We start from the raw sequence: 12,306 nt of genomic DNA, 5'->3' as shown, positions 1-12,306 counted from the left end.
GGGTATTTGGTACAGAATCGACTGCGGGATCGAGTATGCAGGCAAAATCGACTTCAAAACACGTACATTCGCCGTGAGGGTCATTTTCGATTGCGATCCAGTAGTTTCGCGCAGCCGGTCCGAGGTGAATGACGCCAACGGGTTTCCGGTCGCGCTTTGACTTGATGACAAAAGTCCCCAGGCCCTCATCCCTGCCTGAAAAGCCTTCGCGTATCCTTGATCCGGTGGGACATTCATGGACGAGGAGCAGTTCACCGCATACCATTTCATATGTATGCATATGACCAAAGGTCCGAGCGGCATCCGGCGCATTCCGGACAATACGATCAATCGCCTCACAATCCTCCAATTCGAGGCCGCGGATATAGTACTGATTGGTTTCGAAGGGAGGCTCGATCAATTCCTTACGCTTTATAGGTAAAGTTGACCGACCGTGTAACGATTGCCGATCGCGTCCTGATGGATGCGATGTACCGGGGAAGGCTGGATTCTGCAGTACACCGGCGATGCCTTCATATTCCGGGTGTACGTTTCTTTGCATACGGAATCCCAGCCGCTTGAGCAGCTTCTGGGACGGTTCATTGTCCGCGTCGGCCGGTGTGACTATCCTGGGAATATGCAGCGTACGGAATGCGTAATCTATTACCGCCCGTGCGGCTTCTGAAGCATAGCCCCGTCCCCGGTAGGTTTTTGCAACCGCATAACCTATCTCCGTATCGAGCGGGACGAACGGGCTGTTCCGTTCCTCCTCCAGGACGGTGTAATAGGTCCGGTCAGGTCTGCCCAGGTTGATGCGTCCTATCAATCCGGCGTCCTCTTTGCGTAAGATCGCCCAGGAACCCCATCCCTGGGTTCCGCAATGCCGGTTCAACCATGCGCTGTGCATCACGATGTCGCGTGTTTCTTCGAGGGTCTGTACCTCGCCGGCGTAGAAGGAAGCCACGTCCGGATCAGCATAAATGACCCGGTGCAGTGCGTCGACATGATCCATGTTAATCGGTCGCAAGATCAGCCGGTTTGTCTGAAGCGAGGTGAGCGATGCCTGGGGTAGGTTTATACTGGAAACCATAATGTACTTTTTACCATAGACCCGTGAACAATCCCCATAAATACGAGACTATTCACATAATTTTGACAATAACAAGTGAATGATCTAATTTAACCATATGGCTACCACGCGCCCAATGAAAAACCGCATCCATTCGCTGAAACGTGAATACGACACCCTGCGAAAAGGCAGGGATTCGCTCCTGTCCATGATCGACGAGGTAGAGATAGCCGAGAGCGTATATAACTCGAACGCCATCGAGAATTCCACGCTGTCGCTTGAGGAAACAGAACGGATCCTTCTGGAACAGATGTTGTCCCGGAACGTATCCATCCGCGAAGTCTACGAGGCGAAGAACCTTGCCAGGGTCATGGAATACAAGCGTACCAGGGCGAAAGACAGCGAGTTGAGCGAGACCCTTATCCTGGAGTTTCATCGGATGCTGATGGGCGGCATCGATGATTCCATCGCCGGACGATTCCGAAAGAAGGGCGAATACGTTCGAGTGGGGACGCATATTGCGCCCGAGCGCGTGGAACGCATGATGGAAAACATCCTTATCGATTACGTCAGCGATCTGGATGCTTACTTCCTGGACAAGATCGCGCTGTTTCATCTGGATTTCGAGTACATACATCCCTTCTGTGACGGAAACGGCAGACTGGGACGGGTCATCATGAATTTCCAGCTTCTGCAACTCGGTCTGCCCCGTATCATCATACGCAATGCTGAGAAGGAAAGGTATTACCAGGCGTTCAGGGAATATGGGGATAACGCATCGACTAAGGCTATGGAAAATATCGTATTCCTTGGGCTTACGGAATCGCTGCACAAACGGCTGAGCTACTTGAAAGGCGCAGAAATCATCCGGCTTTCGGACTACATCAGGCAGAACGACCTGTCGCCGCCGGCCGTCACAAACGCCGCCCGGCGGCAGTCCATTCCCGCGTTTCGCGAAAAAGGCGTCTGGAAGATCGGGAGGGAATTCGATTACCGGGGTTAGGATCGGCCGCGAAGCACGCCCACGGATCGAAGATTGGGAAATACCGGGCAGTTATAGGCCGCGGCAGGCCGGAGAGGGTCAAGAAACAACTATTTACTGTCGACAGGTTATTTATCATGTTGGTATTTGTGAATACTCGGGATGTCGACACCTTCGATGACCATGCTGGAGAAGGGATGTATAACTATGTTAACATGGTATTTTACTAAAACCTCGTTGTCGATACGACGTTTCCGCGTCCTGTTCCCGCTGCTTGCGGCGTTGCTCTTCTGTACAACCGCCGCTCCGCGGGTTTTCGCTCAATCTTTCGCCCCGGCCAGTCCTGAGGATGCAGGTGTCTCTTCCGAACGGCTTGCGCGCATCGATGCGGTGCTTGAAAAGTATGTCGAGGAAGAACGGCTGCCGGGCGCCGCGCTCGTGATAGGGCGGCGCGGGCACGTGATCTACGCCAGGGCCTTCGGCTATCGGGACCGCGAGGCGGGGGAACCGCTCGAGATCACGGACCTGTTCCGCATCGCGTCGCAGACCAAGGCGGTCATATCGGTGGGCGTGATGATGCTGCAGGAGCAGGGGCGCCTGCTGATCGACCAGGACCTGGGTGATTTTATCCCCGAATTCGATAGCACGACCGTCGCGGTTAAAACCGAAGATGAGGGCTTTGAGGTCGTTCCCGCCAGCCGTAAAATCACCGTGCGCGACCTGCTCAGCCACACCGCCGGCATCGGGTACGGGTGGGGACCCGGCGCCGAGCGCTGGGAAGAGGCCGGCATCGTAGGCTGGTATTTCGCGGACCGCGACGAACCGATTGCCGACACCGTCGAGCGCATGGGCGAACTGCCCATGGACACCCACCCGGGCGAAGCGTTCGTATACGGCTACGCCACAGACATTCTTGGCGTGGTGATCGAGCGGGCTTCCGGCATGCCGCTGGACGAATTCCTCCGGGTCGAGATCCTCGAGCCGCTGGGCATGGTGGATACACACTTCTACGTGCCGCCGGACAAAGCGGACCGACTCACCGTCGTATACTCGGTGACGGAAGAAAAGGGGATGGAGCGCGCGGCCGATCCGGGGCACATGGTCGGACAGGGCATGTATCTCGAGGGACCGCGCAAGAGCTTCTCAGGAGGCGCGGGGCTCGTCTCCACGCCGATGGATTACGCCCGATTTCTTGAAGCGCTCCGGCGAGGGGGCATACTGGACGGGGCGCGCATCCTGTCGCCCAAGACCGTGCAGCTCATGACCGTCGATCATGTCCACGATGCGTGGCAGGGCGACGGCGGCGGGTTTGGCCTGGGGTTCGGTATTACGAAGGAGATCGGCTGGAGCGGATTGCCGGGTTCTCCGGGGGCATACGCCTGGGGAGGAGCTTATCACTCCACGTACTGGGTCGATCCGGCCGAAGAACTGGTGGTTTCGTATATGACGCAGGTCATCCCCGCCCAGGGCCTCGACGACCATCAGCGCATCCGGGCACTCGTCTATCAGGCGCTGGTGGACTGAAGCGGACGTGGAGGATGGTGCTGGAAGTGAGGCTTTTTGGCGCGGAATGTCACCAACGTCGCCGTAACTTAGCTACACCTCGAACACCTTCTCCAGCCGGGTCAGGTTGACACACCCGTTTTCCGTAACGACCACATTGTCCTCGATCCGCACGCCACCGCCGAGGTCGGGGTAGTACAGGCCCGGTTCCACGGTCACGACGTGACCGGCAACGAGGGTCTGCGACACCTTCGAAATGCGCGGCGGTTCGTGGATTTCCAGGCCGAAGCCGTGGCCCGTGCCGTGAAAGAAGCCCTGCATGCGTCCGTTCTTCGCGCCCGTCTCGTAGCCCCTGCTTTCGAACAGCCGTTCCACTTCTCCGTGGATCTCCCGGCCGTCGATCCCGGCATGTACCCGCGAGAGCGCGGTTTCCTGCCCTTCCAGCACCGTATCGTACAGCCGCCGGAACGTGTCGGAAACCGGACCCTTCGCCACGGTGCGGGTAATGTCGGCGAAGTATCCGGTCTTCGTAGACTTGGGGAACAGGTCGAATATGATCGGTTCGCCCGCGCGCAACGGACCGGAGCCCCCGTTGTGGGGGTCGCAGCCCTGGACGCCCCCGGCGATGATCGTGTGCTGGGCGATGCAGTCCCGTTCCAGCAGGTATACGTGGATCCGCTTCCGGATGTATTCAGAGGTCAGCGCTCCCTCCGGACCGTACAGAATCCCATCTTCAACGGTAGCCTCCGCGAGTATGCCGAAGGCCATGCGCAGGGCGTCTTCCGTATGGCGGGACACCGCCGAGATGGCGGCCACCTCGTCGTCGGTTTTAACCGGTCGCTGGTCCCAGAATGGATCCTCTTTCGGCACCACCTCGAATCCTCGCTCCCGAAGCCGGTCGGCGTAGCCCAGGGGAAAGCTGTTCGGTACGCTGATGCCCTGTACATCCCGCTCGCGGAGCAGTACGGACACGGCGTCAATGAGTCCCGGTTCCGCACTGCCATTCGCCTTCGCACGATCCGAATAATCTGTGAGTGACACCACCTCGTCGACCTTCGACTGGGCCCGTGCACGGTCGATTTCCAGGTCGCTCATCATGATGGTCGTCCGATCGTTCACCTGAAGGAAGGTGAAGGGGTCCGGCACGAACAGCCCTGCGGCGTACAGCATGTCGGCGTCGCGCTCGCTGTCCGCGATGAGCAGGACGGCCTTGTTACCGGGTGATGCGGTCATACGGGTGCCTCTCGTTTTGGATCGGTACTGTCGTATACTTTGTGTCATCGTGCTCACAATGCTGACACTTGCGACTGGATATTGTACAATTGTACATGTCGTGATCTGTTAAATCGGCATCTCACGCGTCAATCGTACGTGTAGAACCCCTGGCCGGCCTTACGTCCGTTCATCCCGGCGGCGACCATCTGGCGCAGCAGGGGCGGGGCGGCATACCGATCGGTGCGGAAGGCCTCGTGGAGCACCTCCACGATGTACAGCGTGGTGTCCAGCCCTATGAAATCGAGCAGCTTGAGGGGCCCGAGCGGATGACTGCACCCCAGGACCATGCCCGCGTCGATGTCCTCCTTCGTGGCCACACCCGATTCGACCAGGCGCACCGCGTCCAGCAGGTAGGGGATGAGGAGGTAGTTGACGATGAAACCGGGCGTGTCCTTGACCTGGATCACCTGCTTGCCCAGCGATTCGCCGAACTGCCGGGCGGCTTCCACGGTTTCCGCGCTGGTCTGCAGCCCGATGACCATCTCGATGAGCTTCATCACGGGCACGGGGTTGAAGAAATGAAGGCCCAGCACCTGCTCCGGCCGGTTCGTAGCCGAAGCCAACTCGGTAATGGATATAGATGAAGTGTTGCTGGCCAGGATGGCCCCAGGCGGCGCGATACCGTCCAATGTCCTGAAGACTTCCTGCTTGGTCTCGAGATTCTCGGTGACCGCCTCGATCACCAGGTCGCACGCGGAGAGATCATCGAAGTCCGTCGTTCCCGTGATGCGTCCGAGCACGGACGACTTCTCGTCTTCAGTCATCTTCCCTTTGGACACATTCCGCGACAGGAGGCCTTCGATACGGCCAATGCCTCCGCTAACCAACTCGTCGGACGCCTCGCGGACGATTGTCCGGTAACCTGCCTCGGCGCATACCTGCGTGATGCCCGATCCCATCAGCCCACATCCGATGACGCCAACGGTTTCAATGGCCATGCCTGGTCCTCCGGAATTCGTCAAGTCAGGTTGCCAGTACAAACAGTACGTAACGGTACTTCAATCGTGTCGTCCAGCAGGCGTCCCTGCCCTGCTACTTACGTTAGTTACGTGAGCGCCGCCACCTAATTCAGCGCGTCCACGGCTTCCTTGAATCGCTGACCGCGTTCCTCGAAATTGGTGAACATGTCGTAACTGGCGCAGCCGGGCGACAACACCACCACGTCTCCGGGCCGCGCCAACCTGGCGCTTTGCCGGACGGCATCATCGAGCGTGTCGGAACGGGCGACAACAGGCGCGGTCGTTGCCCCGTTTTTCCGTATCGCGCGATCTATCGCGTCCGCCGTGGCGCCGATCAAAACGGCAGCCCTGGCGCGCCGGACGAGTTCAAACGCCATGTCGTCGAAGGCCGTCCCCTTATCGTACCCGCCCGCGATCAGGACGACCGGTGCGTCGAAAGCGCGGAGCGCCGTGACCGTAGACGCCGGCGTGGTGCAGGCCGAATCGTTATAGTAGCCGACACCGTTGATAACAGCCACCTCTTCCAGCCGATGTTCCACGCCGCGGAATGCCTCGATCGCATACCGGATGACCGATGCCGGGATCCCGCCAAGACACGCGGCCGTCACGGCGGCGAGCAGGTTGGCCACGTTATGCGATCCCGGCAACCGAAGGGCGTCCACCGAACACACGGCACGTTCTCCTGGCGGGCCGGATTCGCCCACTAAATCGCGTTCGCCTGATGGGCCGCGTTCACCCGTCGAATCGCATTCTCCCGAGGCATCGCGAAATACCACCTGTCCGTCCCGCAGGCAACATCCAGTATCGACGGGTCCCTCCATGCTGAACCAGGCGACCCGTCCCGGACAGATAGCCGCCCAATCGCGCAGCCGCTCGTCATCGGCGTTCAGGACGACCGCGTCCTCCGGCGACTGGTAGTGCACGATGTGCCGCTTGGCCTGCTCGTAGGCATCAAAAGTCCCGTGCCAGTCCAGATGATTGGGAGACAGGTTCGTCACCACGGCCAGCCCGGGGCTTCGCCGGATCCAGGCCAGCCGGTGCAACTGGAAGCTGGACAACTCGAGGATCACGGGACTGCCGGCGGTCTGGACGGCCCCAGCTTCTTCGGTGCCGGGCGCTCCGCCAGGCTCACTGCCGGCCGCCCCACCAGGACCTGCGCCGCCGCCACAATCCGCGAGCTCGTTGAGCACGGCCCGGCCGATGTTCCCGCCCACCAGCGCCTCCGGGGCCACCGCCTGGTACAGCGCGCCGATAAGGCGGGTCGTGGTGGTCTTGCCGTTGCTGCCCGTGATGCCGATGATCGGCCGGCGGCAGGTCTCGAAGACCAGGTTCGTTTCAGTGGTCAGCGGGACGCCCCGTTCCCGGGCCAGCTGCAGGAACGGACTGTCGTCCCGGACACCGGGTCCGACGACCACGAGGTCCGCGCCGGAGATGTCCTCCTCGCGGTGCTCCCCGAGCACGTAGCGGACCGGCCAGCAGGCGAGGGCGTCGACAGACTTTCGAAGCGCTTCCTCCGGCAAAAGATCCGTGACGGTGACGTCCGCTCCCCGCGCGGCGAAATACCTCGCCGAAGCGACCCCGCCGGAGAACACGCCGAGACCCATCACAGTAACCCGTTTGCCGGTGAAATCCCTTGACACCCGAAGCCCGCCCGGTTTAATATACGGCGTTGATTCGCGGGTTCAATCCGCGAAGTCCAGTCGTTCGTCGAGCGCCGTCAGAAAGGCATTGGTTTCCGGCGCTTCCACGGTTTCGGGACCGCGCATCAACTGCAGCAGGTCTTCGATCGTATCGATGTCCAGCAGACGGTACTCGTCGAGCACCTCGTGGGTGATCCGACGCTGCCGAAGCAGGGCGACGGTCTCCTCGAGTTCCGATCCCGAACTCCAGCGCGATATATCGAATATCCTGTGCGGCCTGCGCATGCCGATAAGATTGTACGCGCCGTCCTGGGCCGGGACAAGCACAATATCGTGGGATGAGAGGGACGCGCGGACCCGCTCGATGACCGTTTCGTCCAGGCGCGGCAGGTCGCTGCCCGAGATCAGCACGTACGTGTATCGTCCGAGCAGATCCTCGAAGATCCCAAGCATCATCTCGCCCAGGCTGGCGCCGGATACGAAGTGATACCTGATATCCGGTCCGGTAATCGAACCAAAGGCCTCGGCATAGTCGGGCTGGGAGGTGGCCAGCCAGAGGTCGTAGTCCCGTCCCCGGTGCGCCGCGAACCGGTCCACCAGGAACGCGCGGTACATTCCGGCCGCCAGGCGGTAGGCTTCGTCCTGGCCGACAGCCCGGCCTGACCGGTCGCGGACGTCCTTGAGACCGGCGTGACCGTTCTCCTCCGTACCATGGACCAGCCGGGTCTTGACGCTGCCTGGTTCGGGGTACTTGGCCAGCAGGACGAGTGCTGTGGGCGGTTTCGGGGTCATTGGCCGGAAGGGCATGGCTTGGCGCGACGGGGATCGCGCAATGATGACGCCACTTTGGTCATGAACATTGACAAAGATAATGTAGCGGAGTACGTACACACAAGACAACTTTTGCCCCTGCCGCCTGACGGATCCTGCACGGTGGAAGGGCTGGGCGGCGGGTTTCTGAATACCGTGCTGCGGGTCTCCGCCGGCGAACGGTCGGTCGTGGTGAAACAGGCGCTGGACGCGTTGCGGCTTTTTCCGGACCTCAAGGTCACCACCGACCGGATCGTCTACGAGACGAAGGCCCTGCGGGTACTGGATGGCCTGTTCCCCGCGGGAACCGTCCCGTCCGTGCTCCATTTCGATGACGCACATCGCATCCTGGTCATGTCGGACCTGGGAAAGCGTCCGTCCCTGGAAACCGAATTGGAGCGGGGGCACATCGACCTGTCCGTGGCATGCAAACTCGGCCGGTTCCTCTCGATCCTGCACCATCGGACCTGGGACGACCCGGCGTTGCGCGAGCAGTTCGACAACGAGGCCATGCAGGGCCTCAGGTACGAGTATTGTTTCTATTTCGTCGAAGATCCGGAACTGAACCGCGTCGCCCGCCGGTTGGCCGGGACGTTCACGGGGACGAAACAGGCACTGCTCCACGGCGATTTCTGGACGGCCAGCGTCATCGCGGCAGAGGAGCGGATCCATACCTTCGACCTGGAATTCGTCAACTACGGACACCCGGCCCAGGACGCGGGCTTCATCATGGCCCACTACCTGCTGCACGCGTACAACGATCCAAGGATCGCGGCCGGGATCTTCGACGCCGTTGAACGGCTCTGGAGCACCTATGCCGACGGTATGGGCGATCTGTTGCAGGACGACACGGAGACGACGGCCCTGCGACAGGCGGGTCTCGAAATGCTCTTCCGCATCGACGGGATCAACCAGGTCAAGTACATCACCGACGACGGTGTCAAGGCCCGAATCCGGCAGGCCGCCCGTCCCATGATGCTGGACGACGGGATAGCCGTGCCCGGACTGAGGCAAGTCTAAGATGAAGACAAAATCGAAAAAGCACCGGGGCAAAGAGACCTTCGGCAGCGAAAAACACTGACGGAAACACTACGGCGATAAACACAAACGAAAAGCACTAAGGCGAAATCGATCAAAACAGGACCGATCCGGGGACAAAGGGGTTCTGTGATTCCGCGAAGCGTCCCCAACACAACGGGCAAGGAGCGATATTTTGAGTAGATTCCGATCATTGCTGTTCATCGTAGTAATCGCCGCGCTGGCCGCATGGATCCTGAGTGGATTCTGGGCCAGTATCTTCGTCGAAATGCTCTGGTTCGATCAACTGGGTTTCGACGACGTGTTCTGGACGACGATCGTCGCCAAGTTCGTCACGGGACTGGTCTTCGGCCTGATCGCGCTGGTCGGCCTCGGAGTGAACGTCTACCTGGCTCGGTACTTCTCCACGCGCCTTACCGAGCTGCACCTGTTCAACGAGGAAATGTCGGAACTCGAACAGCTTTTTTCCTCCTCGAAGCTGATCGAGGTGGTGACGATCATCGGCATCCTGGTCATATCCGCCATCATGGGGCTGATCGGCCTGGCCAACTGGGACGGCATGCTCCGGTATTTCAACCAGGAGGCCTTCGGGGCCGCGGACCCGATCTTCAATCTCGACATCGGATTCTTCGTCTTCTCGCTCCCGATCCTGCATTTCGTCCGGTTCTGGCTGCTGCTCCTGGTCGTGGCCTCGGCAATCGCCGTAACCCTGTACTACCTCTACCGCGGCGCCGTCACCATTGAGGAGCGCGGCATCCAGATTCGCTCCTATGCACGCAATCACATCTGCGTCCTGGGCGCCATCGTCTTCCTGCTCATGGCCTGGGGCTACCGGCTGGACATGTACCGCCTGCTGTACTCCGAATCGGGTTTCGCTTTCGGCGCGGGGTATACCGATCTGCACGCCCGGATGTATACCCTGTGGATCCTGCTTTTCGTGGCCGTTGCCTGCGCCGGGCTGTTCGTGATGACGCTACGCTCGCAGCGCCGCAACCTGCCGTTCATCGCCATCGGCGGCATGATCGCCTCGTCTCTGATCGTCGGATCGGTATATCCGGGGCTGGTCCAGTATTTCGTGGTGGCGCCCAACGAATACGACCGGGAGGCGCCGTATATCCAGCATAACATCGACTATACGCTGCAGGCTTACGGACTGGACGGCGTCGACGAGGTGCCGTTCCAGATCCAGGAGAATCTCGCGGCGGGGGACATCCAGAACAACATCACGACCATCAACAACCTGAAGATCCAGGACAAGCGTCCGCTGCGCCGGACCTACCAGCAGCTCCAGGAGATCAGGACGTATTACGATTTCTCCAACGTGGACGAGGACCGGTACCTGATCGACGGGCAGTACCGGCAGGTCATGCTGGCCGCCCGGGAGTTGTCCTACAACCAGATCCCGTCGCCGACCTGGCAGAATCGCCACCTGTTCTACACCCACGGCTACGGGCTGTGCCTGAGCCCGGTGAACACGGCCACGCCCGAAGGATTGCCGGACCTCTACGTCAAGGACATCCCGCCCGTTTCGATCAGCGACGACCTCACCATTCGCCGGCCGGAACTGTACTTCGGCGAGAACATGGACGCGTACGCGGTCGTTAAGACGACGCAGGAGGAGTTCGACTATCCGGAAGGCGACCAGAACAAGTTCAGCCGGTACCAGGACGACGGCGGGGTGGAACTCAACTCCTATTTCCGCCGCCTGGCCTTCGCCCGGTATTTCAGCGAGGTCAATTTCGTCATCAGCCCGCTGATCGTCGACGAGAGCCAGGTGATGTTCTACCGCCGCCTGCAGAGCCGGGTGGAGAACATCGCACCGTTCCTGGACTATGACCACGATCCGTACCTGGTCATCGCCGGCGGCAAGCTGTACTGGATGATCGACGCCTATACCACCACGGGGTCTTATCCCTACTCACAGCGTTTCAGCGGACTTCTGCAGATGCCGGACACGGGCGACCTGGGCACCGGGCCGCAGTCGGACATCCCCGGGCTGAACCAGCCGCCCCAGCGACGGTTCGTCCAGGACCAGCCCACGCTGCAGAACATCAACTACATCCGCAACTCGGTGAAGGTGGTCGTCGACGCCTACACGGGGGAGACCGATTTCTACCTGGTGGACGAGGAAGACCCGCTGGTGCGGACCTACCAGAAGATCTTCCCTACGCTGTTCAGGCCGCTGAGCGAGATGCCGCAGACGCTGAAAGACCACATCCGCTATCCGCGCGACCTGTTCGCCATCCAGGCTGCCATGTACCGCATCTATCACATGCGCAACCCCCAGGTGTTCTACAACAAGGAAGACATGTGGGCGGTGCCCCAGCAGGTCTACGCCGAGCAGGAACAGCAGGTGTACCCGTACTATGCCGTGATGAAGACGGCCCAGATGGACAAGGAAGAACTGCTCCTCCTGCTGCCCTTCACGCCGGCCGGCAAGGAGAACATGATCGGCTGGATGGCCGCCCACTGCGACGCGCCCCTCTACGGCCGCATCCAGGTATACAACTTCCCTAAGCAGGAACTGGTCTTCGGTCCCATGCAGATCGAGGCGAGGATCACCCAGGACGCCGACATCGCGAAGGAGCTCACCCTCTGGAACCAGGAGGGCTCCCAGGTGATCCGGGGCGACATCATCGTCGTGCCGATCCAGGAATCGCTGCTCTACATCGAGCCGCTGTACCTGCGGCAGCGGTCCACGCGGGGCGGCCTGCCCGAGCTCAAGCGGGTGATCGTCGCCTACGGCAACCGCATCGCCATGCAGGAGACCCTGGATCAGGCCCTGGCGTCCATTTTCGCGCTCGACGGCGCGACCCTGGCCCTGGAGACGACGGAAACGAGCGACGGTCAGATCGTGACGCAGCCGCGGCGGGTCACGTTGAACGACCTGGCCCGGCGGGCGGTGACCCATTTCGACGAGGCACAGGACCATCTCCAGGCAGGCGACTGGTCCGAATACGGGGCCTCGCTGCAGCAGCTGGAGAACGTCCTCAAGCGCCTTTCGGACGAGGCCGCCCAGCTGGAGTAGGAACGGGTCAACCGCGGACCGGG

The 12,306-nt window shown here is 60.7% G+C and carries 9 protein-coding genes; 4 read left to right on the top strand and 5 right to left on the bottom strand.

The features are described from left to right. On the bottom strand, positions 1-991 hold a 991-nt coding region (locus OXG98_04405; GenBank protein ID MCY3771246.1), incomplete at its 3' end, for a GNAT family N-acetyltransferase. Positions 992-1,184: 193 nt separating this feature from the next. Here OXG98_04405 and OXG98_04400 point away from each other — a divergent pair. Then, positions 1,185-2,051: a Fic family protein gene (locus OXG98_04400; GenBank protein ID MCY3771245.1), complete on the top strand. Its 867-nt coding sequence runs from the start codon at positions 1,185-1,187 to the stop codon at positions 2,049-2,051. A 186-nt stretch (positions 2,052-2,237) separates the two neighbouring features. Beyond that, positions 2,238-3,554 (top strand): serine hydrolase, encoded by a 1,317-nt coding sequence (locus OXG98_04395; GenBank protein MCY3771244.1) that lies wholly within the window; start codon positions 2,238-2,240, stop codon positions 3,552-3,554. A gap of 72 nt (positions 3,555-3,626) precedes the next feature. Here the strand turns inward: OXG98_04395 and OXG98_04390 are convergent, their stop codons facing one another. The 4 genes from OXG98_04390 to OXG98_04375 all read right to left on the bottom strand — a co-directional run bounded on the left by OXG98_04390 (position 3,627) and on the right by OXG98_04375 (position 8,199). Beyond that, positions 3,627-4,766 carry a Xaa-Pro peptidase family protein gene (locus OXG98_04390; GenBank protein ID MCY3771243.1) on the bottom strand — a complete coding sequence of 380 codons (1,140 nt, stop codon included), beginning with the start codon at positions 4,764-4,766 and terminating at the stop codon, positions 3,627-3,629. A 128-nt stretch (positions 4,767-4,894) separates the two neighbouring features. Beyond that, positions 4,895-5,746, bottom strand: coding sequence for a 3-hydroxybutyryl-CoA dehydrogenase (locus tag OXG98_04385; protein ID MCY3771242.1), 852 nt, complete (start codon positions 5,744-5,746; stop codon positions 4,895-4,897). A gap of 125 nt (positions 5,747-5,871) precedes the next feature. Next, positions 5,872-7,371: a UDP-N-acetylmuramoyl-L-alanine--D-glutamate ligase gene (murD, locus tag OXG98_04380; GenBank protein ID MCY3771241.1), complete on the bottom strand. Its 1,500-nt coding sequence runs from the start codon at positions 7,369-7,371 to the stop codon at positions 5,872-5,874. Positions 7,372-7,449: 78 nt separating this feature from the next. After that, a complete protein-coding gene (locus OXG98_04375) occupies positions 7,450-8,199 on the bottom strand; it encodes a DUF2064 domain-containing protein (GenBank protein MCY3771240.1) in 750 nt (249 codons plus the stop codon). A 60-nt stretch (positions 8,200-8,259) separates the two neighbouring features. Here OXG98_04375 and OXG98_04370 point away from each other — a divergent pair, with 60 nt between their 5' ends. Both OXG98_04370 and OXG98_04365 read left to right on the top strand, forming a co-directional pair. After that, the gene (locus OXG98_04370) at positions 8,260-9,237 is read left to right on the top strand and encodes a phosphotransferase (protein ID MCY3771239.1); all 978 of its coding nucleotides are present in this window, start codon (positions 8,260-8,262) and stop codon (positions 9,235-9,237) included. Positions 9,238-9,430: 193 nt separating this feature from the next. Continuing rightward, positions 9,431-12,283, top strand: coding sequence for a UPF0182 family protein (locus OXG98_04365; GenBank protein ID MCY3771238.1), 2,853 nt, complete (start codon positions 9,431-9,433; stop codon positions 12,281-12,283). Positions 12,284-12,306: the final 23 nt, after the last annotated feature.

The sequence above is a fragment of the Gemmatimonadota bacterium genome (assembly GCA_026706345.1).
Classification (GTDB): Bacteria; JAAXHH01; JAAXHH01; order JAAXHH01; family JAAXHH01; genus JAAXHH01.
Note: the sequence above shows the minus strand (reverse complement) of the source record. Positions and strands in the feature narration are given on the sequence as shown.